Below are 23,860 nucleotides of genomic sequence, written 5' to 3'. Positions count from 1 at the left end.
AGCTACAAATTTTCAAGAGCTATGTCCAATTTTGGTGCTCTTGTTGTTTGTATTGCACAATACAAAGCATGATCGAACATCCACCTGCAATCGGTACGTCAACTCTAGCAAGTACCCCGACGAAAGAGACTTACGCGGAGTTGCAGCTTGCCTACGCCCACTTCAACGATCACTTGTTTGATGGAAAGCTACCCCACTGTCTCATCACCCTGCAACGTGAGAAACGGACGGTGGGCTACTTCTCAGCAGCGCGCTTTGCCACCCTAGATGGCCGTACCACGGATGAGATCGCGCTCAATCCCTCGTATTTCGCCGTGGTGCCGATCATCGAGACCCTGCAGACCTTGGTTCATGAGATGGCACACCTGTGGCAGGAGCATTTCGGCAAGCCTGGTCGTGGCCGGTACCACAATGAAGAGTGGGCTTCCAAGATGGAGAGCATCGGACTGATGCCCTCCTCCACTGGCCAGCCAGGTGGAATGCGGACGGGCGATAGGATGGCCGACTACGCCATCGAAAACGGTCGCTTTCTTCAAGCCTGCGATGCGCTGTTGACTCAGCACTTTCAGTTGAGCTGGTATGACCGCTTCCCGTCTGAGGAGCATGTGCGACTCGGCGCACAAAGCATGGCCACGCAGATTGACGCAAGGCATGGCACCACGGCTCCAATCGCTACCAATGAGGCGCTGGCGAATGCTGTTCGTCCAGGTGGAGGTGTTCGAACTGCTTCACAGGCAACCGCGAATGGCGACGTGCCTACGCCAGTTAATAAATCCAATCGCGTCAAATACACATGTAGCGGATGTGCCAAATTCAGTGCTTGGGGAAAACCTGAGATTGAATTGATCTGTGGAAATTGTAAAGCTAACTTTATTCCAGTTTGAGTATTCGAAGCAAATCCACTAGGCGTGCGCCAAACAAAACCTCTGCTGCGTCACATGCCATAGTCTTCAGCAATTCGTATCAAATACCACCACATCTAGCGTGTAGAAGCCTCGCAGACCTTGTCTGGCAAATCAAAGGCAGTCGTGAATCGAACAATTGCTGTCGCCCGAACCTGCTCGGCCGATGTCTGCTGTGCAGCGGTTGCTGTCCTTCAAATTGCTGAACTCAGTGCCCCGAAGTAGTCGTTCAAGCCCAACCGCTAAACCTACATGAACAATCGATAGGGATAGACGCTACCAGGTAGTTCCGGCACGTTGGCAATAGTCCGCGCCAAACGTTGGGAGTATCGAATGCTCACTGGCACGGGGTCATATAAAGCATCGTTGTTCCAGTCCATCTTTGTCATGGCCAGCGCTTCGTGGGCAATGAGTTCCAGTGGCCCACTTCCGGCATGCCGAATCAGTTGAAGTGGCTTGGGAATACTCTTGCTTCCCTGAAAGTAGTTCCCTTTCGGAGAAGCTTCTGGAGCGTTGCCTGCCACCCAGACAAGCGCTGAATTTGATGAGCGGACAACAACGGTTCCACGAGGGACCGGATAGCCAGAGGGCACGCTCAACGAATCGTTCGTTCCATAGCGGCGCCGGTTGTTCTCAATAAGCCAAACCCCTCTGCAACAGGAGGCAGCACCCACCTCGATACACTCAATTTCAGGCACTCCCGAAAGCGCATCAAATGCACCTTCAACTTCCTGTTGCTTAAACGCCGTGGTTTTGTGAATGACCAATCTCTTAGGCAGATTGCCGCCGTTGCGGGCTTGGTAGAGCCCCAGACTGCGTGCGATGACGGCACGCATATCGTCACGGCTCAGAAACGGGTTCCTGCGCGCTTCGGCAACATCAACAACAGGGTCGCGCGCCTCGAATGCGACGAACTGCATTCCTCCGCCGTCCATGTCGAAAACCTGGGAGCAACAGGTCACATAGTGAGCATCACGTTGGTCACCCCGAAGTGCATAAGCAAGACCAATGTAGGCCGTGTCTTGGGGAACTCCTTTCAATGGCACCAGCTTCCACGGGGTGCCCGCAGCCTTAACGTACAACGCAATTGCGAGACGCCAGGCCAGTTGCGCCTTCAAGCTGAACGTAAAGGCTCGGTCATTCAGCACTTGCGTCGGTATGTTGTACTTCGCCCCAAGCGCCTTCAGTACATCGTGAGCATCAAAGTCCTTGGTACGCGTGGCTTGAGCCCAAGACTCAGGGAAGTGAATCAGAACAACGTCGAACTCATGTCGGACTGCGTCTAGTCGTCGCAGAGCTGACTCCATCGCTTGATAGAGCCTCTCTTGCAGGCTGCCATTGCCTGGGAACTGACTGATCGAGTCTGGCCATTTGACGTGCGCGCCACGTGCGGACTCAAGCCTTACACCGAACAGCGCTTCAAAGCCCGGATACGGAGGTACGTATTCAGCCTTGTCTTGTGATTGGTAGCTCTGACGCAGAGACGCCATAAGCTCTCCCCTACGTTTGAATGCGCTCTCTGGGCCTACTGTCGCGATGCGAATCTCCGTTGCGTAGCCACTGAAGGAATCCAGAGAGTATGGCCCGAACTTTGCCAATCCCCGCAGAGGATGAATGTCGACCTGTTGACGATCAGACGGGTGAAAGGAAAGCAGCGGCTCTTCCAGCAGAGTAAGCGACGCCAACTGAGATGCTTGAGGGCGAATCGCCATTACTTGTTCCTATCGAAGTAAGCATGGTGGTGACCTGGTCGACTCCAGGCAGTGAACTCGGAGAGAACGAAGACTGCGTCTACGCCATCCTCTGGCCTGAGTGCGAACGCCCGCACGGAGCCATCTCTGGATTGGGTAAGCAGCTTTGTCCAAGCATCAAGGATCCGAGCCCAGTTCCGGTTGTACTTTGTTGCCCAACGTTCGCGACGCCAGTCGCCTGCTGGGTCGCCACCTCGACGCTCAAAGGCGCGCCCCAGCACATCCCGCTCAGTGTCGAGTTGTGGGCTAGAGGAGTGCACATCCTCTGTTTGCCTCGGGACGTCCACAAAGGTATATGGCTCAAAACCGCACCACCAACGCTGCTCAATGAATTCGAGCTTCAGGAAAACACCCTCTTGAAATGGGAACTCCATCCCTTGAACAATGCCCGTCAGTGGCGCCTCATAGGCCTCCCGCATTCGCGAAAGGTCCTGCTCTCGCGCCTTAACGCGCTCTTCGTCGTCATCCTCACGAGGAGGGGCTACAACTAACGAGTGACCTGCTCGCTTGAACCGCGGAATCAGAGGCCGATACCGTGCCAAGGCCTTTGTCAACGCCTCATAGAGAAGGCCAAGTGCCCAGCTATCCCTGGTTGCATCTATGTCTACCGTGCCAGCCAACTGGGCCCCCAATGGAGCCAGAATCCTAAGTACCTCTTCATCCCGACCAAAGACAGCCAACTCATGGCCGTTCGCGGCCACGATTGCCTTGCAACCCTCTGACCTCAGCAACGCCCTAACCACTGGAGTCGTCGTGGGCTGAGAAAGAGTGACCTTACGAGCCACCCGAGGAAGGCTGTCGATCAATAGGGCCGACAACCGCAGCACGGGAAAACGACGCACTTCTTTCGTCTGCAACGTGACAGGCAACAATCGAGGGGCCGGATGAGCCTGCATCACGTGATCCATAAGGACCTTTGGCAGGTCGATCCGCTTGATGACATCGGCAGCAAGTTCGTCGAATGTCTTGCATTCGACGACGGCGACGTCCACGCCTGCAATGTGCGCAGCCTCTAAAAACTGAGTGACTGCAGGTAGTAGCTTTGAAACAGAAGACGTAACCCAATACAAGCCGTTGGGGAAAGCATCGGGCGCCCTAAGTACAGACGTCAGGGCCTCCATCACTGAAGCATCTCGGCCACTGTATCCAACGAATACCATGCCGAAGCGTTGACTAGCTTCCACCAAGACATGTCTCATTCGGTCATCTTGCTGTTCAAGCTCCAACCCTGTGTTCTTGATGGCGATGGACTGATAGTCACCGTGCAATTTGGCGACAAGAGGCCAGTCTGACTCCCTCAAGCATCGTGATGCTCGCTCTCCAGAGTCAATGCCAGCGACGGTCGGCCGCGCTCGTTCCTCGACAGGCAAAAGGGAATTCGCAGTCCCCGCGGCATCCTCAACCAATGGGTCGAAATTGGTGGTGAACACGCAGTCGAGCTTCCGGGCTGCTATCAGGCTTCCAAGAACACGATGTCCAAAGCATGGTGTGCCCTTTGAGATGGCGTCGTAAATGTACTGGCGCCGGTGTCTAGCCTGGGGGTACACCGCCTCGAACGCCGCAGCATACTCATTGGGATCACCATCAGGCGGAAGGAGGGAGGTCTGGCGAAAGTATCGGTCAATTCGGTCGAGCCAGACTTGGTCGCCCGTGTCAATTTCTCTAGGAGAAAGACTGTTCTCACGGCAGAAAATTTCTGCTTTGAAGTACCGGATCATGTCATAGCCGGTGGGGATTCCTGAAGCTGCTGAGGCTCCTGCACCGAGGAACCAAGCTACGAGATTGGGCCGCAAAGCGAGAGCAGTGGAGAACTGCGCGGCTGAAATGCACGAGAACGACTGCGTCACAACACCCCTTCTTCTGGAATGAAACCGCACCTTCCGCAATACGGTTTGCCGATTTGATGAACTTTCAATATTGGGTAGATACAGCCTCTTCTATCGTCTTCACGATTCGCTTGGTCATCTGACCCTAAACGAGTTCGTCATGACGAGGTCAGTGTAACCAAAAGAAGCGATCCACCCGCAGCTCTTAATTAAGGTTCCAAGAACGCTTCATATCGCTTTGTAGCGAGTGATCGCCTGAATCCGCGATGTGAAACTGCTTGCTATCCGATGAGTCGATGGATATGGAAAATCTCATGCGCAATTTCGCTTAGCTGCTCCTACTGCTTGCAAAGCAGTCGCCTGATGAACCGCGACTGTCAGCCTACAACGCAGCAGGTGCGATCGATCATCACGTCAATCTCTTTACTAGAAATCAGGCGCTCACTGTATTTTTTGCGTAGTGCTCATCTCATGAAGAGACTTTCGATTTCCATCACGATTTCCAATGTACGCCTTGACGGGTGGATAGGTCAGATGGCAACACCAAGAACCCGTTCTGCAGCGGTCGAAACCGCTTTGGTCGTATGGCTTGGTGGTGACAAGTCTCGTCGAAGGCCAGAAGCGTGTCCGGCGGACTCTCGGGTGCAAGCCACGTTACGTAAACATACTCCAGTAACTTCCCCTCAGGGTCAAAGTCCTTCAGGGATTGCAGAACCTTGGCATATCGCCTTCGCTCAACGTCGTCGCCATCAATAGCCTCGAAGCCGATGTGGACGATTGCGGGTCGCCCGTCAGGGAGCTGTCGGCATCCTTCTGCGACGCGCTTGAACACATCCCGTGCGCGCTTATCTATGGCGGCTTCACTCTTGCTGTTCCAATCAAAGACGCATCCGGCATTACACTCTTTGACATATATGGGGTTGTCGGCATGCCGGACATGCAAGGTGGTGATAATGTGAGCATTGCGCTTGTAGCGACCGGTGAGTAGCTCGTGCATACGGGAGCTGTTCATAGCGACATCATCGGTCTGGAGCACCTTTTGCAGAGGCTTCAAGTTGAGGCGCTCGACTCGACCAACGGAGATGGAGTCGCTCCAAGAATGGGCAAATAGCCCCCCGTTACGCATCCATTCAACTGCCTTCTGAGCCACGTACGCCTGCGGAACCGCGCTTAGTTCCACCGAGAACTCGATGGTGAACAGTACGCTCAGCCCCCGTTCGTGGAGTTCATGGGCAACCGGAAGCCAAAGATCCCGCGCTCGCGCCCGCTCAGATTCTGCGTATTCTCCTCCTTCCAATCGCTTGCATTCCACAGCCCAATTGGTTCCGCTCAATGCCACATCCATGTCGTGGGTCTTGGCCACCCCGGGCCGTTCTTCGAGAAATGTGACCTGAGCGCCCTCGCGACAATAAGCCGCGGCAACCAGCAACTCGAACAGGCATGCGTTGGGCTGGCCCTTCTCCGGGCCAACCATCCGACGCACGCGAGCTTCGATCCCCCTCACGCCTTTGAGCAGTTCAAGGTTGCGCCCGATTGCAGTAAGGACCGGAACAACCCGGCTCCCGTACATGTAGTCGTAAATAATCGGGTGGTCGAGGACCGCCTGGCCGAGGAAGAGATACCAAGCAAAGCGGTCGCGATCATTGAAGAACCGGCCCTTGCCTGTGGGATCGGCGGAGTCACCTGAGACTGCGTCCACGAAATAGCGCAATGCGGCAAACCGTCTTCGCTTCCACTCATCTGCCGGCACGAACGACAGCAGCCAATCAACCCCTGCCCGGAGCTCGGGATCGTCCTTCCAACCCTTGGGCTTCAGGTCGGCTTCGAAGATGTCGGGAGAAATCCACACCCCCTCCTTCACGTAGTCCTTGGCCTGATTCTCTGTCTTTGACATCCAATTTTCCTCTTGCCTTTTCTTCTTCATGTATTCAGAGTCTAGAGGCAAACACAGGATTCGACGTCTAAGGCCGAGGGACCGCAAAGCAGCCACAGTTGAACGACAGCAATCAGCCTAGACCTGCCCTTCGTTTCCTTGGGCAGGACAATCGCTGATTGCCGATAGTAGCCATCTTTGGGGCACCAGTGCAGTAGCTCAATTGCACCGCAACTAGCTATTGGCTGCGTCAACGCTAATCGGTCGTGGTACTGCGCGATTAGGTTGCGGATTTGTTGCTAATACTCACCTGTTTGAATCTAGCTATGCTTTTATAGCTTTTCCCTCTTGGGTGGTGATTGACTAATATATTATTAAGATTTTTAGTATTGTTTGAAATATAGATTGTTGATGTTTGAAGGTGGCTGTGGCCAAGCAATTTTTGAATGAATTGCAGAGATGCACCTGCCTCATACATGTGGGTTGCAAATGCATGCCTGATAGTGTGTGGTGTCAGGTTCAAGCCACAGCGCCGGCTGTAACGCTGGATCATCCTTCGAAGTTGGTAGTACCTGTAATCCGCGTGGACACCTGAACTCACGAACAACTTATCTGTTGCAAATACATGGTGCCCTCCATCTAAGAGTATTGTTTTCCTGACTGCAATGTATTGTGCAATCCAATACTGTGCATGCTCCCCGTAGACAACCAATCGCTCTTTTCTGCACTTCCCCCAAACCCTTAAACACTTTTCTTTAGTGATCTCATGTATTTTTATCGACAAAATTTCAGATGCCCGCATGCCTGTGGCATATATAAGTTCTAGCACAGCGCGATCTCTAATACCCTCTGCACAACTCAGATCCGGCATGTTTAGCAGTAATTCAATTTGCCTTTGAGTTGGTGGTTTAGTTTGTTTTTTTACCTTATTGTCTTTGATTGGTAAGACAAAGGTGTTTGGATGTATGGAAACTATTGATTCTTCAAGTGCCCATCGGTACAAGCGTTTAAGACTCCAGCGTCTAGCTTGCAAGGTGGAGCTGACCAGATTTAAACCTGTCGCATACAGGTACTCGCGTAAATCTTGTGGCTGAGCGCGGTCCCAGGGTCTGTCGTGTGTGTCCTGAAGCCACCGGTTGAATGCGATCAGGTGGTTTTTCAAGACAAGCAGCGTTGAATCTGCCAAACCTTCTTCAAAAAATAAGTTGGTGAGGAAATCACCAAACCTGTCATCCCACCCTCGATCCTGCTCTCTACTTTTATCTTCAAACCCACTGTGCATCCATACCTCGGCGCAGTCAAACCGGCGGATGCCAATGAGCGTCTGCCGGGCTGATGCACACCCCAAAACGGCGGCAATGTAACACCTTATAAAAAACCATTTGTCAAGCGGAAATCGTTAGGTATGTAACGAACGATTTCCGCTGGCGGCGCGGAGTTGCGTTTTCTAGAGTGCGCGCATGCTCAAGAAACCACTCCTTTGCCTGCTGCTTGCAGCTGCGGCCCCCATCTCAAGCCATGCTGACGATGTGCCTGCCAAGCTGGCCGCCCTGCTCAAGTCCGCTGTAGCCACGAACACTGGTGGCCAGGTTCAAGTCAAGCAGGTGTCCACGACCCCTTGGCCTGGTGTCTACGAGGCGATGGCCGATGGCGAAGTGTTCTATGTCGATGCGACTGGGCGCTTTGGATTTGTGGGTGGGTCACTGATGGACCTGAAGGCGCGCCAGGATCTGACTGCAAAGAAACTGGACACGGCCATGGCCATCCCATTTGATCGCTTGCCACTGCAGCATGCGATCAAGGAAGTGCACGGAGATGGCAGCAAGGTGTTCGCGGTATTTGAAGACCCAAACTGCCCTATCTGCCGCTCCTTCACCAAGTTCCTGGACCAGCTCGATGACGTGACCATTTATCGGTTCATGTTCCCGGTGATCAGTCCAGAGAGCCAGGGACTGGCCCGCGGAGCATGGTGCTCGCCCGACCGCGCCGGCGTCTGGAAAGCCATGATGGCCGGTGCGCGGCCGCAGTTGAACCAGCGTTGCGACCTGGACGGCCTGGTCGAGATCCTGGCCCTTGGTGAGCGCTTTCAGATCAACAACACCCCCACCGTGGTTCTGTCCACAGGCAAACGCCTGGTAGGTGCAACACCGCCAGAGCAGTTTTTGCAGGAGCTGGAGGCAGCGCGGCATCTCGTTGCACGGGGGCAGCAACGATGAAGCGCGCCCACCATTTCATCGTTGCTGCTCTTGCATCAACTTTGTGCAGTGCTGCATTGGCTCAGTGGAAACCGATGCGCGAAGTGGTGTTTGACAGCGCCGCCTACGGCACCAGGGGCAACGCTTCAGACCGCAAGCTCATGGAGCAGCTGTGGGCTAAAGAGCTTGCACAGCAACGCAGTGCGACCCAAGGCAAACCCCTGCCCGCTTTCACGCTGGTGGGTGAGGTAAAGGTTGCAGGTCGCCAGCTGGTCTTCAGCATGTTCAACGCCTCCAGCAGCCCACGCTGCGAGGATGCGCCCAACGGTGCCAACGAAAGCGACGTGTTCACTGTCTGCCAGATGCGTGTGACAGCCTGGCCTGTGTCAGCTGCGCGCCCAGCAGAGCTGCCAGGCTACTGCATGTTCTTTGGTAGCGCGGCCGACGATGGTCGCAACCGTATCGAATACCAGCTGTTGGGCACGCAAATCCACTTTCGCGCCATCCAGTACGGCCAGATCGTAGAGGCCTGCAACAAGACGCTGAGGCTGCAATGACCAAGTCCAAGCGTCTGATCGCCCTGCTCTGGCTCATTCCTGTACTTGTGATGGCTGCTGTTGTGACTTCGGCTCAAATACAGCAGGCCATCCAGAACTCGCCGTATGCCAGCGCTTGGCTCAAGGCCAATGCTCAGGCTGTGGCCAACCTGGCAATTCGTGTCGAGAGTGGGGGTAACACCACCGCCTACAACGGCTCATGCTGCTATGGGGTGCTGCAGATGAACCGGGCGAACATCGACAAGTACGCCGGTGTCACGCCTAGCCAATACCAGCAGTGGTCCTTGCAGCAGCAGATCGATGCTTGGTCCCAGCTGACTGTCGATGCGCTCAAAGCTGGTTCGGTGCGACAGCTGATCGACATGGGCACGTTCGACGGGCGCACGGTCGACGGCAACATGGTGCTCGCCTGCGTGCAGCTGGGTATCGGCAACTGCCAGAAGATGCTCAATTCAGGCAGCTGCACTGGTTTTGCTGACCGCAACGGCACAACCATCTGCTCCATGGCCGACAAGATGGCTGGAGTGCCTGCAGGCGGCTCTGGTGTTGGCACAGGAGGGACTGGTACGGGTGGCAACGGCCAGGCTGGTGCTTCGCCTGGAGGTAGCACGCCTGGCTCTGGTTGGCAGCCATCGGAGAGTTGCCCAGGAGGCTGCTTACCCACCTCGTCGTCAATGAGGCAAACCTTCGCGCAAGGCTCTGGTGTGGAAATGTCCGCCCTCAAGGACCAATCCAACCGCCTGGGTGCTGCTGCCGTGTTCTTGATCATGGCTGCAAGCTTTGCCGCCATCTGGTCGAGCTACTCAGATGGTCGCATAACCACGGCTCAGCTCAAGAAGTACGTGATCCACGGGGGCATCACGCTCAGCATCGTGCTGGGCGTGATGCGGATGCTGTGACAGTACGCATGCGCGCATTCCTCCTCGCTGCCAGCCTGGTTCTGACGCCGGCGTTTGCCGTGGCTGGGCCAGAGCAGTGCTTGCGCGGGCACAGCGCCTCGCGTGGATGTGCGCAGATCCTGCGCAACTACTGGGAGCACGAGGCAGCCATCACGGCCGTGGCGCACCACTACGGCCTGGAGCCTGCACTGCTGAAGGCGCTGGTCGCAGTGGAAAGTGGCTTCAATCCCAAAGCACGCTCACCCGCCAATGCACTGGGCCTGACCCAGGTGCTGCCATCGACCGCCCGTGACGTGGGCTTGCACGACCCCGAAACCAACCTGCTGCGCGCTGAACTGGCCCTGGCCACTGGCGCGGCATACCTGCGCCAGATGTGGTTTGAGTTTCGTGATTGGCGGCTTGCATTGGCTGCCTACAACGCCGGCCCAGGGGCTGTACGCAAACACAAGGGCATTCCGCCCTACCGCGAGACACAGGCCTATGTGCCCAAGGTGCTTGCGCTCTACCAGGAATTTGCCATCGCCGATGCGGTGGCGCGCTGACTAGGAACCCCATGACACTCCAACCCAAACGATTGACCTGTGCCCTGCCCCTCATTGCTTTGATTGCTGGTTGCTCGGCATCTGTGCCGCTAGAGCGAGCCTCCACGACAACGCCCGGGGTCGCAGCAGAACCTACCGTGGGTGCAGCCATCACCAAACTTGTGGCCATGCCACCAGTCGCACCAGATGCAACGCCTGGAACGGGGCTGCGCACGCTGCTCGATGCACGGATCGCGGTGACATGGACTGGCAGCGTTGATGGCCTGGCCAAGCTGCTTGCAGCACGCCTGGAAGTCCCCTACGCACCAGCACCAGGTGCGGCCGCACAGCAGGTGCATGTTCAGCAACCCTCCAGCCACACGGTGGCTGATGCCCTGGCCAGCGTCAATGGCCAGCTGCAGCAGCACGGACAGCTGAACCTGGTGCAGCTCAATTCGGGCATCCAGCTGGAGTACCAGGAGCAATCCCAAGCTCTGGCTGCTCCTGTGCCGGCGCAAACCTACCCGGTCGCTGAAGGTCTGCAAGCTGGTACCCAGGTGCCCACGGCCGCAGCGGTGGAGCCAACTGCTGAGCCTCCTAAGCAGGCCTGGACAGTGTCACCGGCTGATGGGACTTTGCTGGACGCCTTGACTCGCTGGGCCGACCAGGCTGGCTGGCAAGTGGTGTGGGAGGCGGCGGACGACCTGCTGATCCCTGCACAGGCGAGCTACCAAGGGGATTTTCGTGACGCGGTGCGCGGCCTCTTCCGCTCCTTCGCCACCTCACTGAACCCCACCTTCTACACCCGCAACAACGTGGTTCGCGTCACGGATGTTGGTAGCCGCACAGGCGGCGCGCAGCAATGAAAGGCATCACCAGCATGAAGTCGACGATTCCCTTGCGTAAAACCATCCTGGCCTGCCTGGCTGCATCTGGCCTGCTGGGCTGCAACACCATCATGGAGCAGCAAGCCATATCCACGGAGGCACAAACTGACGTGGCCACGGTACGCGGCAAGCTGGACGAAGTGCGTGCCAATGACATTCGCAATGCCGAGATTGGACGCGAAATTGATGCAGCCTGGCTCGGTGGCCAGACCGTCAAGGTCGCTCGCAAGTCCCAACTACCGGCGGTGTTGCGCAAGCAGATCCGGTACTCGTTTCCTGACAGCCCTTCATTGCAAGTGCATGCAGACCGAATCAGCAAGATCGTCGGAATTCCAGTGCGCGTCACTGCAGACGCCCTGGTCCCATTGAGCGCACTGATCGGTACTGGTGAGGTGTCCACCACGCCAAACGCACCTGCAGCGCCCCGCCCAGTGAATATGTCGGGGCCAATGCCGGCCCCCTTGGCACCACTTGCAGCGTCGAGTGGCGGCCGCCAACGTGGATTCATCATCGACCACATGAGCATGGTCGGCGGCACCTATGAACCTGTTGAGTTACTGGACAGGATCTCTGCTGCGTTTGGCGTGGGCTGGGACTATAACCACCGGGACAACACCGTCACCATCTCTCGACTGGTCACGCGCTCGTACAACGTGGCCACGGTCCTCAACACACAGACCATCAGCAACACGATCACCAAGCGTGCAAGTTCTGGTGAAGGTGCCACTTCCTCGACCAGCGGGACCAACACGCAGGCTGGCAATGGGACTTCATCGTCTGACGTGACGGCCAAGTCTGAGGCGACGATCGATGTCATCAAGAGCATCAAGGATGCGCTGGAAAGCACCTTGACGAAAGGTGTGGGCAAGTACGCCGTGTCCACCTCCGGCATCGTCACCGTCACCGACACGCGTGAAGTTCAAGACCAGGTTCGGGCGCTCATCGATGCCGAGAACAAGGCCCTGGGTCGGCAGATCCGAGTGCGCATGCAGGTAGTGGAGATCACAGTCAACGACACGAACAACCTGGGCGTGGACTGGAGCTGGGCCATCACGAATGCTGCTGCCAAATGGGGTGGCGGCGCGTTTTCGCCGTCGGGACAAACCACGGCCACAGGCATGGGGCAGTTGGGGGTCATCCGCACGGGCGACCAAACGACGACGCGCAGCTTCATCCAGGCCTTGGCCACAGTTGGCAAGGTCATCATTCGCAAGGACGAAACCTACTCCTTGCTGAACAACCGCCCCTCCAGCATCACGTCCACAGAATCCTACGTGTATCCAGCGCGTTCTGGCGCGGCCAGCAGCACGACGAACAACCCGTCGACCGTGGTGCCCAGCGTGGAGCCTGGCCAGCTGACCACAGGCACGTTCCTGACCATGCTCGCCTCCGTTCAGCCCAACGGAAGCGTGGTGATGGATTTCTCCCTGGATGCATCGACACGGGGTGAATCCAAGACTTTCGTCTCCAACGGCGTCACGCTGGAGTACCCACCATCTTCGGCCAATCAATACAAGCTCTACGGCAGCGCCCCCAGTGGCCAGACCGCCTTGCTGGCAGGAATTGACAGCTCGCAGCGTACTTCCTCCGACAGATCCTTGGATGGCGCTCTGTCACCGCTGCTGGGCGGCAGCATCAGCAACAACACCTCGCGCCGGGCCGTGCTGGTGTTGCTGACGCCTCAGATCATTGAGGGAGTGCTTTGATGCTCAAGCACCTGGACGTGCCTGGCTATGGCCAGGCTATTGCAGGGCTGGACTGGCTGACCCTTGACGGCCTGGAAAGCCAGGGCACGGAGATTCGTCAGCTTGCCCGCAGCTCCAACGCTGCCTGGCAGATCCTGTGGCCAGCCCCGGTCGATGAGCACGAGAAGCGCATCGCCTTCGTGACCAAGGCTGAGAGCAAGGCAAAGCCACGCTCTGCAGCTGTTTTACTCACTGCTGCCATCCCCGACAGCACTTTTTTGTCGCTGATCACGCTGGACGATCCAGATTCATTCTGGGTCTTCGCCTTGGCCAAGGGCATGCCTGCCAAACGCATGGATTTCGTGGGCACTGTCCACGACGCCATGAACCTGGTGCGCGACTTTCTGACCTCCCAACCGTCCTCCCAGGATCTGCCGGTCTACACGGACCAACCAGAACTCTTTCTGGAGCTGCCCAACCGCATGGACTTGCGCTCCATGTCAGTGGAGATACTGAGTCACTCCATCGAGAGCCAGGACTACGTTAAGGCAGCTTTCAAACGCTATTCGCCTGTTTCATTGCCGTTGGTGGCCACACTCAGCTTGCTGGCGGCCGCTGTCGTTGGCTATCTCGTCAATGACGCCCATGTGCAAGTGCAGCGAAAGCGCGATGCAGCACAAGCCAGGGCCCAGGAACAAGCGCAAAACCTGGTCAGATTGCAGCAAGCGATTGATGCCGGCATCAACCTGGCCATGCCCATCGATGTGCTCAAGGAGTACACCGACTCGCTGTACAAGCTGCCAGTGGCCATCGGTGGTTGGAGGCTCGCAGGCGTTGTCTGCCAAGCATCCCAGTGCATGGCACGGTACAGCGCCCAGCCACTTGCGACATGGCTTTCATATTCCCAGCTCAAGCCCGCGCAATGGCCTGAACCTGAACTCGGCAGTGATATTGACCAGATTGAGCAGCCAATTCCTGTTGCTCTCGCCCACACCACTCCACGAAAGCTGGAGCAGTTGCAGCTGCGCAGTCGCCTGAACTTTGAAATCGGCAACCTGGCCCAGGTGGCGCGACTGGTGGGGGTCAGTCTTGAAACCCCAAGCACATGGGAGAACGTCACTCCCGCAACTGGACCAGGCGCAGAAACAGTCCAAGTGCCTGTGCGCGCCAGTTTCACAGCAACTGGTCCAGCTTATTTACTTCGGGATTTCGCTCGGCGTCTTCCGCCGACCATCGGAATTACAGAAGTTAGTTTTTTCCTCAAAGACACAACCACTTTCGCACTGAAAGGTGAGGCATATGCGCGTCCTTAATCTTGTTTTTATTCTGCTTGCACTTCCTGGAAGTGCATATTCAGCCGATGCAATCCAAGTGAATCCTTCCTCTAGCAGCGATACCTTTGGCTTGCTTTTGGAAAAGCAAGTTCAACTCATCGACTCTGAACTCGATGCAAAGATTCGTGCCAACAACAATCAAGGTCGTTTGCCTAATAGTGCGCTTGGAAGCATGCCGCCGAATGCCACTCCACTCTTGGAAGCCAAGCAAGATTTTTCGGACCAGGAGCCAGTGTTAGAAGCTATTTGGGGCGTCGTTGGCGAAGAAGTCGCAGAACTCAATTACCAAGGCCGGCATATTCCAGTTTCCATGCAAGAGCCGTATATCTCAAAGATCGACGGGTGGAAGCTAGAAAGCATCACTCCATACAGCATTACCTTGCTGAAAATGGATGGAAAGCGTATCCAGCAACGCAAGTCAATTACCTTGGATTGGCGTAACCAATCGGTTGATGCAGCAGTTCGACCTGTAGCTCACACCATCGAAAATCAATAAGAGGCTTGAAATGCATAGTGCTACCAAAGACCTCGATGCACAGAACTCGCCAGCTGCACTGTTGGGAAGAATGCGGCGTTTTGGTCGAATTCAAAAACGTATCGAATTACCCACGCACCGCTCGGTAATCACAAAGACATTGGGCGTTCTAGGGAATGATTTGTCTGCTGTTGCAGTGCTCGACCTTGGAAACCGTGAAATTGTTATCCTGGTTAGTGACAGTTTTGCTGTCAAACCGTCGCATTTGACTTTGCGAGATAAAGCTACGCAATACGGCTTCAAGGTAGTTGAGGATCGACTAGCAGATACAGCTTTGATTGCTGAAATCAATTCAGCCATTTCAGCAGGCGCGCAAGTAACTGCGGATTCCAGCGATGTGAAACCCATCGTTGAAGAATTGCTCAGTATCGCCATCAAGAAAGACACCACAGACTTGCATATATGCTGCCGTGAAAACTCCGGCATGACGCTTTTCCGCGTGCATAGTCGTCTTTATCGACACCGCAATTTTGACGTTGAAACTTGCAAGCAAATCGCTTCGTATATGTTCACCCATATGGCGGAAGCTCGTACACGAAGCATTGGCACGTTTTCTCTGGAACAAAAGTCCATGAGTTGCACGATTCGGCACAGTGCGCATGGAAGGCAATTCAAGCTGCGCTATAAATTTATTCGTGTGGCTGATGGTTGGGATGTGATTGTTCGGATTCTTCCTATGGAAGTTGGAACAGACACTAAAACATTTACTGACTTGGGGTATGAGCAATCACAAGTCGATTCGCTTGAATTAGCCGTAAGTCGTTCGATTGGCTTGGTGATTATTACAGGGCCAACAGGCTCGGGTAAATCCACTACCCTCAAAACGATGATGGAGTTTGATCCCAAGCGTAAATTTAAGAAACGCTACTCTGTTGAAGACCCGGTTGAGTACAAGATTTTTGGGGTTTCTCAAATCTCGGTGCAGCGCAGCGATCACGAAGGCGATGACGAGAACAAAGAATTCCAAGGAATCTTGCGCGACATATTGCGTGGTGATCCCGACGACATCATGGTCGGTGAAACGCGTGATCCAGTGGTAGCCAAGATGGTGGCCGACTTTGTGCTGACAGGGCACAAGATGTACACCACATCACACACAGCTTCGGCCATGACTACGCCCATGCGACTCTTTCGCCTTGGGATTGACCGATCCATCCTGGGCGACCGACAGTTCTTTTCTGTCTTGATGTTTCAGCGCTTGCTACCCGTGCTTTGCGATAAATGCAAATTGCCGGCTGCCAATGTTTTGCCACAAAAGAAGCAGAACCTGCTGAAAGCCAAGTTTGGCTTGAATATTGATCACATTTGTTGCAGCAATGAAGATGGATGTGATCATTGCCACAACCTTGGGATTATTAAGTCGACGATTGTTGCAGAAATTGTGGTCCCTGACCGTGTCATTCGCCAGCATATTGCAGATGGGCATGACGACAAAGCTGAGCTTTACTGGCGTCAAAGCCGTAAAGCAGCATTTGATGAGCCTGATATGCAAGGGAAAACAGCATTTGAGCATGGCTTATACAAAGTCTCTCAAGGGCTGATTGACCCTAGAGATTTAGAGCTGGAATTTGAGCAACTTGAGACCTACGAAGTTGTCAACGCGGAGCCACAAGAATGACTTGGGGCCTGAAGTTCGCAAAGTTCAGATTCAAGGCCTTCGCTGCTAATCGCAAAGACTTCTACGAAGATTTTGCGATGGCTCTGCGCGATGGTGCTGCAACGATTGACCTTTTGAAAACCAGAGCACAGCGCGCAAGACGCCGCCGTACTGGTTTAGCACCTCTTTATGAGCATTGGCTTCATAAGATGCGACGCATGTCCTTCGGATATGCCTTGCAGCACACGGTGCCGGCGTTTGAGACCATGGTGCTTACAGCAGCTGAAGAGGATGGCCGTATTGACGAAGCCATGGACTACCTAGGCCGCAGCATTGAAATCAAAGGAAAAACACAGAGCATTTACTTTGTGTCTTTAGCATCCCCAATCATTTCCGCTGTGGTGCTACTAGGTTTTCTGATCTCCTATGCACTGGTGATCGCGCCGGAATACTTGCAAATCCTGCCGCTTGAAAAATGGCCTGCCCTCACCAAAAGCATTTACTTCCTGTCTAGCGTCTTGGTGAATAACGGAGTGTTTTTCATGGCTCTGTGTGCCGCATCATTTGCAGCCGTCATGTGGAGCCGTCCGAATTGGTATGGCCGCATAAGAAAACGTATTGAGCGTTTGCCTTTCAATCCGTGGTCGTCATATAGAGATAACGAAAGCAATAATTTTTTGATTGCCTTGTCGATTCTTCTGCAATCGAACAACCACGGTATCAAAGAAGCGCTGGAGATGATGCGGCGTTTTGCATCTCCCTGGCTGGCATGGCACATCACCGTCATGCTGCATCGCTTGAAATTAACACCTGACCGCCCCGCCCTTGCGCTGGACACTGGCCTGTTCAATCAAGCGACCATGGATCGCATTGAAGATTATGCAGACAGAACCGAATTCAACCAGGCAATCTATAAGTTGGCATTTGATAGTGGTGAGCGATTCATTAAGGAGGCACAAAGAAAGGCAATCATCGTCAGCCTGCTCGCAATGCTGCTAGTAGCGGCGGCAATTCTTCTCATCACCATGAGCAATATGCAATTCGCCCAAGTTACGGAGGCCTCCATGAAATCCTTGTAACTGCTTCAAACACTCACCACTAGTTTCAATAATCTCTCATTTTCTAGAATGGATAACTAAATGTCCCGTGAATCTCACAAAAAAAGCCTCTCCAAAATCAAAAAGCAACGTGGCTACGGCCTCATTGAATTGTCGATTGCTGCCGGCTTGGCGGCGATTGTTGTGCTGCTGGCTTGGGCTTACGTGCCAGGTATTTTGGCAAGCTACAACGCTTCCAAGGTCACCAACGAATTGCAATCGGCCATCCCGAAAATTCAAGCCAGTTACAACAACCGGACTTCCTATGCCGGTTTGACTACGGCTGAAGTGGCCAAGCGCCGTTGGTTTTCGGATGGCATGACCGAAATGACTGGCAATGTGCCTACCGGCAAGATTCTCACCAAATGGGGAGAAATCACATTTGGCCCTGCCTCTGGCAACAACCTGGCCGTGGGAACCATCAACAACGTGCCATCGCGTGAGTGCAACAACATCACGGACGCCCTCAGCAGCAACCTCTATGTCAGCGCCACAGTGAACTCCACGTCGATCAAGACGGCCACAACCGCTCTGGCTTCGGAGACGGCTGCAGACCAATGCAATTCGTCTGAAGCAAACACGATCACTTTCAACTTCCGCCGTTAATTCATGTCTGTGCCAGAAATCACTGATCTCCACATTTCTGTGGCTGCTGACGCACCCACGATTGTTTTTCCCGGACAGACAGTGGCTGAAGCGGTTCATGAAAGCACCGTGGGCCCTGTTCGAGCTGCTGTCAAAGAGCACCCGGACAAGAAGATGCTGCAGCTGCCTGATGGCAGCCGTTGGCGCAATCAACGCATGCGCGAGGATCGCTATGCATTGCGCCGAATGCCCGTTGCGTGCCCCAACCTTGATGAGCTGATGCTGCCCAGCTGGATCAAGCAATTGCTGCTCAGCAGCAAGCTCAAGACCCACGGGGGCCTGGTCGTGATCTTTGGCCAAACAGGCGCTGGCAAAACCACCACCTTGTCAGCCACGATTGCTGGGCGCTTGGCGTTGCACGGTGGTTACTGCTTGACCCTGGAAGATCCTCCCGAGCATCCATTGGAGGGCCGGCATGGCAAGTCTGGTTACTGCGAGCAGCTCGATGTCGATGAGCTGGGTGGCTACGAGAAAGCCATTCACACAGCACTGCGGTGTTTTCCAGCCAAGGATTCCAGCATGCTGGGCTACGGCGAGGTGCGTGAGAACCTCACGGCCGCAGAGCTTGTGCGCGTGGCCGTCGATGGCCACCTGGTGCTGGCCACCATGCACGCCAAAAGCATTCCTGAAGGCTTGCAGCGATTGGCAGCCATGGCCAAGGCAGCTGGTGAAGAGAACGCCAACGCGTTACTGGCTACGGCCATCCAGCTGGCCGTCCACCAGAAGTTTGATCCTGGTGGACGCCTGGAGGTCAACGCACTTCCACGCGATAACAAGGCAACAGCACACATCAAGGCTGGCGAATTCGCGGCACTCAGTGAAGAGGTGCAAAGGCAGCTCCTCAAAAACATGTCCTGATTGAAATGTCCATGGCACACACCACACTCTTCCCGCTTTCACCATGCAAGCAAGCACAGCGCGGCATGTTCTTGCCTTCTCTTGCCGTTGCGGTCATGTTGGCCATGCTCATCTTGGGCGGCTTTTTGTCGCTGTACGCTGAGCGCCAGGCCAGCTCCATGGCTGACAAACGGGCAGAGATGGTGGGTGCCAGGCTCTCAGCGCTTGATGACGCCGTCAAGACGTATGCAACCACGTTCTTCACGCAGATCCAAAGACACCAGCAGGTCCAGCGAAATGGGCATACCGTCCCCTCTTCGCGTGTACGTGCTCCAACCCCCGACGATCTTTACCGCATGGATCTGTTGCGCGAGGATCTGGCCAGTCCACTGGTCTACAACGGCCTGAGCATCGACTTCAGCATTCAGTTGAACGTGCCCACCAGTGGCTGCTTCATCCCCAACTGCAATGTCACCTCACTGGTTTCGTCTACGCAACCCATGGTCGAGTTGCACGACCAAAGCTTGGTGGATGTGCGCCGAGCATCGATCGCTGCCGCCGTTGCGAGCAGCGGCCGTGCCGGCGTCGCACTTCCTGAAGCGCCTGGCGTGTTCGTATCCAAGGATGGCGTGCAGGTCGCACCCAACCCCTCCTCCTCAGCCGGCCTGATTGCCATCACCAACGGCTACGACAGCCGCGGCTTCCTGGAATTTGACCGCCGCGACGGCAGCTTGCCCAGAACAGGCAGCATCAACATGCAAGACGACTCTGGCGTGCGTCACAGCATCCGAAATGCTGACGACGTAGCCACACAGACCGTATCAGCGTCAGGACGCCTCAAGACTGGAGAGTTTTTGGAGTTCGATGGCCCGAATGTCGTAGAAGGGGCTGCATGCCTCAAGGACGGCCTGGTGGCATCCGGTGCTGGTGGCTTGATACTCTCTTGTCAATCCGGTAGCTGGAAGAAGGCACAAGGTAGCTCTGGCGGCACCGGAATTCAAGGGTTTCTCGCGCCTTACAAAGGCATGTCTATCAGCTGCATGACAAGAGGCACAGCCATCACAAGAAGAGGTGTCAGTGCAACCGTAAATGACAGCGGACTTGTCATCAACCTTCTTAATCGATCAGGCTCGGTTGTAGGTACATGCGTCAATACCCACGTTTGTGGGAATGCAACTTTTACTGGCCTAGGAGTCTTCTATTACGCCAGTAGCACCAGCGATGATGGGGGCGGAACCACTGAGTACACATGCAGCGCACTGTTTCCGAACATCTGATCTTTACAAGCAAAATAAAGCGACAGTTTGTCGCTTTTTTTATGCTTCAGCTTCAAGTCGCAGGGAAATTCTGCGAGCAAGTGTCTGATAGGCAATCACCACAACTTTGTTACGGAGTTGACAGGAATTTCAAGCACGCCAGCTACTGCGCCACCGTAGTAGCCATATGCATTGTCAAAAACATAGTTTGCCGCACACGAGGTGTTCGTGCCGCACCAGTAAAAACCACCAGCTCCACATTTTGAGTTTGTCGTGCACTGGATGTTGCCGGAGAACTTGTCTCCATCAAGCTTGCCATAACCGAAGTAAGTGGATGAGTAGCCGTTGATTTTCAAGTAGTACTGACCTATGCCGCCAGAGCTACCTTGTGCCTTCTTCCAGCTACCGGATTGACAAGAAGCTACATATTTTCTGGCAGGCACTGGTACAAATAAATATTTGTATCACCAGGATTTCTATTCCACCAAAGCCCACTCAAAGTAGCGTGTTCAGTAAACCCATTTGGGCATGAGCAACTATTGGTTAACGGGTTAGGCCCTGCGCACCCAGCTGACGACCCTTCATAGCGCGTATATATTCCACCAAATCCTGTGTTTGAGTTCTTCTTCCAGCTACCGGATTGACAATTAGATGAGCGGGAATATTGCTGTACATCGAGAAACGCCTCCAGCACCTTCGCCACCATTATCAACGCCGAATTCAACGCTTATCCCATAGCCTAAAAATGAAATTTCACCGCATTGATATGTATTTTTGCAAGTATAACTTGTCCCCCAATATGTACGTGTCAAATACAAATCGCCATTCAAATCGACACGGGCTGAGTATGTGTTGGTGCCATTGCCATGTCCGGCATACGCGCTGCAAGATGTGGCCTTGCCTTTAAACGGGGTAAGAAAACCACGTAAGCCTGTACCGCCTGAACCTTGAGCATTTTTCCAGCTACCGGATTGACAATTTACTGCCTAAATTGGGCGTTGTTGCATAAATCCAGTTTGAGGCGAGTTACCCCCAACCCCGGCCGTGGCTATGCCACGGCTGCCGTCTGAGGACGGCCCAGTTCAGTAAATCGATTCAATATGGCCGCTCGGATATGCAGCTCGTTAACTTGGCGCTCAAAGGTACGGGACATCACCCGCTCGCCCAGACGTTTGATGCAGTTCATCTTGGTTTCCACCAAGCTTCGGCGGTGGTAGCCAATCCAGCGTTTCCAGATACTGCGGCCCAAACGCCTACACGCAGCAAGCGCTGCGTTGCGGTGCTCGAACACAGTACCTCTGCGCACTCGTGCATTTTTACGGGGAGGAATGATAGGGATTGCACCGTGCTTGATGACTGCTTCGTAGGCGGGCTGTGTATCGTAGGCACCATCACCGATAAGACTTTGAAGCGTTTCATCGGGCGGTAGTTGCTCCAGCAAGTCTGGTAGCACCGAGGCATCACTGACGTTATTACTCGTCACACAAATGGCCCGAATCTGCAAGGTATCCGCATCGATACCAATGTGCAGCTTGCGCCATTGACGGCGGTATTCAGCGCCGTGCTTTTTGCATTTCCACTCGCCTTCACCCAGGAACTTGATGCCTGTCGAATCAACCAGAAAGTGCAAGCCTGCTTGACTGCGGGTGTACGGAATTTGGACATTCAAACCTCGCTGCCGCCTGCACAGGGTGCTGAAGTCTGGAGCCGGCCAGGCAAGGCCACACAGTTGCAGCACAGACTCCACCAAGCCTGTAGTTTGTCTCAGCGCCAAGCCAAACAGGTTCTTGAGCGTCAAACAAAATTGAATCGCCGCATCCGAGAACTTCGGGCTGCGCCCGCGTTTGCCGCTTCCAGCGGCAAACCATGTCATGCGCTTATCCAGCCAAATTGACAAAGAGCCTCGAGCCTTGAGGGCAGCGTTGTACTGTTTCCAGTTGGTGGTGCGGTAGCGAGGTTTATTGGGGGAGCTCATGTCGCAAGCCTACGGCCTGCAGCACAGCGATTTATGCAACAACGCCCCTAAATTGTTGATTTAAATGATTGTTTTCCAAGCGTCGTTGATACTTTACTCAAAATAAAGTCTCAAAGTGGGTTTCTGCCAGAGGATCAATCATCGTTATTCTATCTTGCGGTACAGGCTCCAGGTACTGATCTGGCGCTGTCACGCTTTTCTCGTATTTCATCTCAAGGATAATTTTCCGCAATAATTTATCTTGCGCATATTCAACTGCTTTTTCATAGTTATCACATTCAATCTCAAATTGCTCGAAATCTAAAATTCGTATTACGAATTTTCCATTCCTAACGAAAATCTCAGCAGGGTATGGAACCAAGTTGTTGAGTATTGCTGCACGCCCCTTCTGCTTGGGTGCTTCAAGCTTTCTAACTAATTTCTGAGCTCGTAAATGCGTGTAGCGCTTTAGCATTGATAGTGATTTATGTCCGCTAATAGCAGCTATCTCCATCATGTCTAATGTGCCTTTTTCGAAAAGTAGCGATATGGCTTCATGCCGTAAATCGTGAAAGTGCAAATCTTCAATTTCTAGACGCTCCAGCATAAGTCTCCATGTGCTTTTTATGCCGCTACTTGTATACGTGAACACCTTTCCTGTTTGTTTTTGTCCAAGCCGTAGCAGCATGTCTCTTGCTCTAAGCGAAAGTGGAACATCCCGCCTAGTACCATTCTTTGTGTCTGGCAAGCACGCAACCCGTTGATTCAAATTGATATTTTCCCACTTCAGACTCAGAATTTCCCCTTGTCTCATGGCTGTCTCAAGTGCAAACACAATAATGCTTTGCAACTCTGAATTTCTGTGGTTGTGGCAATATCTAAGGATCAGCTTTAGTTCTCTTGAAGTAAGCCTTCTATCTCGACCTGGTGCAGCTTTAGGTTTTCTAACATTTTTAACTGGATTGCCTTCGCAATAACCCCATTCAATTCTTGCGACATCAAAGAAGTTTGACAAAAGACTCAGTTCCAGTCTGACTGTGGCTGCAGAAATTTTTTATTGGTTTTTATATTTGTACTTTCAAGTCTTTGATCTCGATATGTTGCAATATCTACACTTGTTATTTCATCAACGAATAAATCACCTAGAAAAGTGCTTATTAAATAATGCAACCGGAAGCGCTCTTGAGCATAGCCCTTCTTTAGAATTGAAACTTTTTCACGGTAAATTTTTAATGCGTCTTTTAGCTTTATCTTCGTCATAGCTTTAAGGAACCTCTGCATAACTCGATTTCAAGCGTGATAGTGCTTGAACGAGTGTGATGTTCCATTGCCCCTGGCACTCAAGATGCCCGCGTTTCGCGGGCATCTTGCTTTTTATGCACCCACACCAGGCTTGGATTGGCTGTTTTTCAGCAAACGGCCACGGGCCATCCACAAGTTCGCCAAGGCAAACAGGGTATGCAATTGCTGCGTGTTCTTTCTCAAGCCTCGGTAGCGAACTTTGACGTG

The 23,860-nt window shown here is 53.9% G+C and carries 22 protein-coding genes; 14 read left to right on the top strand and 8 right to left on the bottom strand.

Annotated elements, in window-relative coordinates:
* Positions 1-68 precede the first annotated feature (68 nt).
* Positions 69-884: a SprT-like domain-containing protein gene (locus tag F7P80_RS12750; RefSeq protein WP_211372037.1), complete on the top strand. Its 816-nt coding sequence runs from the start codon at positions 69-71 to the stop codon at positions 882-884.
* A gap of 266 nt (positions 885-1,150) precedes the next feature.
* Here F7P80_RS12750 and F7P80_RS12745 read toward each other — a convergent pair whose 3' ends face one another.
* The 4 genes from F7P80_RS12745 to F7P80_RS12730 form a co-directional block, all read right to left on the bottom strand.
* The gene (locus tag F7P80_RS12745) at positions 1,151-2,614 is read right to left on the bottom strand and encodes an argonaute/piwi family protein (RefSeq protein ID WP_151045216.1); all 1,464 of its coding nucleotides are present in this window, start codon (positions 2,612-2,614) and stop codon (positions 1,151-1,153) included.
* Positions 2,614-4,500 carry an SIR2 family protein gene (locus tag F7P80_RS12740; RefSeq protein WP_249041466.1) on the bottom strand — a complete coding sequence of 629 codons (1,887 nt, stop codon included), beginning with the start codon at positions 4,498-4,500 and terminating at the stop codon, positions 2,614-2,616. The genes F7P80_RS12745 and F7P80_RS12740 overlap by 1 nt, the downstream gene beginning before the upstream one ends.
* Positions 4,501-4,972: 472 nt before the next feature.
* Positions 4,973-6,373, bottom strand: coding sequence for a hypothetical protein (locus F7P80_RS12735; RefSeq protein ID WP_151045214.1), 1,401 nt, complete (start codon positions 6,371-6,373; stop codon positions 4,973-4,975).
* A 259-nt stretch (positions 6,374-6,632) separates the two neighbouring features.
* The gene (locus tag F7P80_RS12730; protein ID WP_151045212.1) at positions 6,633-7,634 is read right to left on the bottom strand and encodes a tyrosine-type recombinase/integrase; all 1,002 of its coding nucleotides are present in this window, start codon (positions 7,632-7,634) and stop codon (positions 6,633-6,635) included.
* Between the two features lie 178 nt (positions 7,635-7,812).
* Here F7P80_RS12730 and F7P80_RS12725 point away from each other — a divergent pair, with 178 nt between their 5' ends.
* The 13 genes from F7P80_RS12725 to pilV all read left to right on the top strand — a co-directional run bounded on the left by F7P80_RS12725 (position 7,813) and on the right by pilV (position 20,418).
* Positions 7,813-8,568, top strand: coding sequence for a DsbC family protein (locus F7P80_RS12725; protein WP_151045209.1), 756 nt, complete (start codon positions 7,813-7,815; stop codon positions 8,566-8,568).
* A gap of 56 nt (positions 8,569-8,624) precedes the next feature.
* A complete protein-coding gene (locus F7P80_RS12720; RefSeq protein WP_151045206.1) occupies positions 8,625-9,104 on the top strand; it encodes a hypothetical protein in 480 nt (159 codons plus the stop codon).
* Entirely contained in the window at positions 9,101-10,003 is a 903-nt protein-coding gene (locus F7P80_RS12715; protein ID WP_151045203.1) for a hypothetical protein, read from the top strand. The genes F7P80_RS12720 and F7P80_RS12715 overlap by 4 nt, the downstream gene beginning before the upstream one ends.
* An 8-nt stretch (positions 10,004-10,011) precedes the next feature.
* The gene (locus F7P80_RS12710) at positions 10,012-10,545 is read left to right on the top strand and encodes a lytic transglycosylase domain-containing protein (protein ID WP_151045201.1); all 534 of its coding nucleotides are present in this window, start codon (positions 10,012-10,014) and stop codon (positions 10,543-10,545) included.
* 11 nt (positions 10,546-10,556) lie between these two features.
* The gene (locus F7P80_RS12705) at positions 10,557-11,390 is read left to right on the top strand and encodes a toxin co-regulated pilus biosynthesis Q family protein (protein WP_151045199.1); all 834 of its coding nucleotides are present in this window, start codon (positions 10,557-10,559) and stop codon (positions 11,388-11,390) included.
* Between the two features lie 14 nt (positions 11,391-11,404).
* Complete coding sequence (locus F7P80_RS12700) at positions 11,405-13,117, top strand: hypothetical protein (protein WP_170265383.1); 1,713 nt, start codon at positions 11,405-11,407, stop codon at positions 13,115-13,117.
* Positions 13,117-14,409, top strand: a complete 1,293-nt coding sequence (pilO2, locus tag F7P80_RS12695; protein ID WP_151045194.1) for a type 4b pilus protein PilO2 — start codon at positions 13,117-13,119, stop codon at positions 14,407-14,409. Before F7P80_RS12700 ends, pilO2 begins: the two co-directional genes overlap by 1 nt.
* Positions 14,396-14,926, top strand: a complete 531-nt coding sequence (locus F7P80_RS12690) for a hypothetical protein (RefSeq protein WP_151045191.1) — start codon at positions 14,396-14,398, stop codon at positions 14,924-14,926. The genes pilO2 and F7P80_RS12690 overlap by 14 nt, the downstream gene beginning before the upstream one ends.
* Before the next feature lie 10 nt (positions 14,927-14,936).
* Complete coding sequence (locus F7P80_RS12685; protein WP_151045188.1) at positions 14,937-16,583, top strand: GspE/PulE family protein; 1,647 nt, start codon at positions 14,937-14,939, stop codon at positions 16,581-16,583.
* The gene (locus F7P80_RS12680) at positions 16,580-17,641 is read left to right on the top strand and encodes a type II secretion system F family protein (protein ID WP_151045185.1); all 1,062 of its coding nucleotides are present in this window, start codon (positions 16,580-16,582) and stop codon (positions 17,639-17,641) included. The genes F7P80_RS12685 and F7P80_RS12680 overlap by 4 nt, the downstream gene beginning before the upstream one ends.
* A 60-nt stretch (positions 17,642-17,701) precedes the next feature.
* A complete protein-coding gene (locus F7P80_RS12675; protein ID WP_151045182.1) occupies positions 17,702-18,265 on the top strand; it encodes a type 4 pilus major pilin in 564 nt (187 codons plus the stop codon).
* Between the two features lie 81 nt (positions 18,266-18,346).
* Positions 18,347-19,162, top strand: coding sequence for an ATPase, T2SS/T4P/T4SS family (locus F7P80_RS12670; RefSeq protein WP_170265382.1), 816 nt, complete (start codon positions 18,347-18,349; stop codon positions 19,160-19,162).
* Between the two features lie 11 nt (positions 19,163-19,173).
* On the top strand, positions 19,174-20,418 hold the full coding sequence (gene pilV, locus F7P80_RS12665) for a shufflon system plasmid conjugative transfer pilus tip adhesin PilV (RefSeq protein WP_170265381.1): 1,245 nt from the start codon (positions 19,174-19,176) through the stop codon (positions 20,416-20,418).
* Positions 20,419-20,513: 95 nt separating this feature from the next.
* On the opposite strand, the gene F7P80_RS12660 is transcribed toward pilV, so the two are convergent.
* The 4 genes from F7P80_RS12660 to F7P80_RS16940 form a co-directional block, all read right to left on the bottom strand.
* Complete coding sequence (locus F7P80_RS12660) at positions 20,514-20,753, bottom strand: hypothetical protein (RefSeq protein ID WP_151045173.1); 240 nt, start codon at positions 20,751-20,753, stop codon at positions 20,514-20,516.
* Between the two features lie 692 nt (positions 20,754-21,445).
* A complete protein-coding gene (locus tag F7P80_RS12655; RefSeq protein ID WP_151045170.1) occupies positions 21,446-22,372 on the bottom strand; it encodes an IS5 family transposase in 927 nt (308 codons plus the stop codon).
* 97 nt (positions 22,373-22,469) lie between these two features.
* Complete coding sequence (locus tag F7P80_RS12650) at positions 22,470-23,366, bottom strand: site-specific integrase (RefSeq protein WP_211372036.1); 897 nt, start codon at positions 23,364-23,366, stop codon at positions 22,470-22,472.
* A gap of 5 nt (positions 23,367-23,371) precedes the next feature.
* Entirely contained in the window at positions 23,372-23,611 is a 240-nt protein-coding gene (locus tag F7P80_RS16940) for a hypothetical protein (protein ID WP_211372035.1), read from the bottom strand.
* Positions 23,612-23,860: the final 249 nt, after the last annotated feature.

This window comes from Comamonas kerstersii, assembly GCF_008801935.1.
In the GTDB taxonomy this organism is placed as follows: domain Bacteria; phylum Pseudomonadota; class Gammaproteobacteria; order Burkholderiales; family Burkholderiaceae_C; genus Comamonas; species Comamonas kerstersii.
This window is presented reverse-complemented; position numbering and strand designations above follow the sequence as displayed.

Excerpts from the sequence above, each read along its gene's own strand:
- F7P80_RS12685 (WP_151045188.1), top strand. The coding sequence starts at position 14,937 with ATGCATAGTGCTACCAAAGACCTCGATGCACAGAACTCGCCAGCTGCA.
- F7P80_RS12700 (WP_170265383.1), top strand. The coding sequence starts at position 11,405 with ATGAAGTCGACGATTCCCTTGCGTAAAACCATCCTGGCCTGCCTGGCT.
- pilO2 (WP_151045194.1), top strand. The coding sequence starts at position 13,117 with ATGCTCAAGCACCTGGACGTGCCTGGCTATGGCCAGGCTATTGCAGGG.
- pilV (WP_170265381.1), top strand. The coding sequence starts at position 19,174 with ATGGCACACACCACACTCTTCCCGCTTTCACCATGCAAGCAAGCACAG.
- F7P80_RS12745 (WP_151045216.1), bottom strand. The coding sequence starts at position 2,614 with ATGGCGATTCGCCCTCAAGCATCTCAGTTGGCGTCGCTTACTCTGCTG.
- F7P80_RS12675 (WP_151045182.1), top strand. The coding sequence starts at position 17,702 with ATGTCCCGTGAATCTCACAAAAAAAGCCTCTCCAAAATCAAAAAGCAA.
- F7P80_RS12750 (WP_211372037.1), top strand. The coding sequence starts at position 69 with ATGATCGAACATCCACCTGCAATCGGTACGTCAACTCTAGCAAGTACC.
- F7P80_RS12705 (WP_151045199.1), top strand. The coding sequence starts at position 10,557 with ATGACACTCCAACCCAAACGATTGACCTGTGCCCTGCCCCTCATTGCT.
- F7P80_RS12715 (WP_151045203.1), top strand. The coding sequence starts at position 9,101 with ATGACCAAGTCCAAGCGTCTGATCGCCCTGCTCTGGCTCATTCCTGTA.
- F7P80_RS12655 (WP_151045170.1), bottom strand. The coding sequence starts at position 22,372 with ATGAGCTCCCCCAATAAACCTCGCTACCGCACCACCAACTGGAAACAG.
- F7P80_RS12710 (WP_151045201.1), top strand. The coding sequence starts at position 10,012 with ATGCGCGCATTCCTCCTCGCTGCCAGCCTGGTTCTGACGCCGGCGTTT.
- F7P80_RS12680 (WP_151045185.1), top strand. The coding sequence starts at position 16,580 with ATGACTTGGGGCCTGAAGTTCGCAAAGTTCAGATTCAAGGCCTTCGCT.
- F7P80_RS12725 (WP_151045209.1), top strand. The coding sequence starts at position 7,813 with ATGCTCAAGAAACCACTCCTTTGCCTGCTGCTTGCAGCTGCGGCCCCC.
- F7P80_RS16940 (WP_211372035.1), bottom strand. The coding sequence starts at position 23,611 with ATGACGAAGATAAAGCTAAAAGACGCATTAAAAATTTACCGTGAAAAA.
- F7P80_RS12690 (WP_151045191.1), top strand. The coding sequence starts at position 14,396 with ATGCGCGTCCTTAATCTTGTTTTTATTCTGCTTGCACTTCCTGGAAGT.
- F7P80_RS12735 (WP_151045214.1), bottom strand. The coding sequence starts at position 6,373 with ATGTCAAAGACAGAGAATCAGGCCAAGGACTACGTGAAGGAGGGGGTG.
- F7P80_RS12730 (WP_151045212.1), bottom strand. The coding sequence starts at position 7,634 with ATGCACAGTGGGTTTGAAGATAAAAGTAGAGAGCAGGATCGAGGGTGG.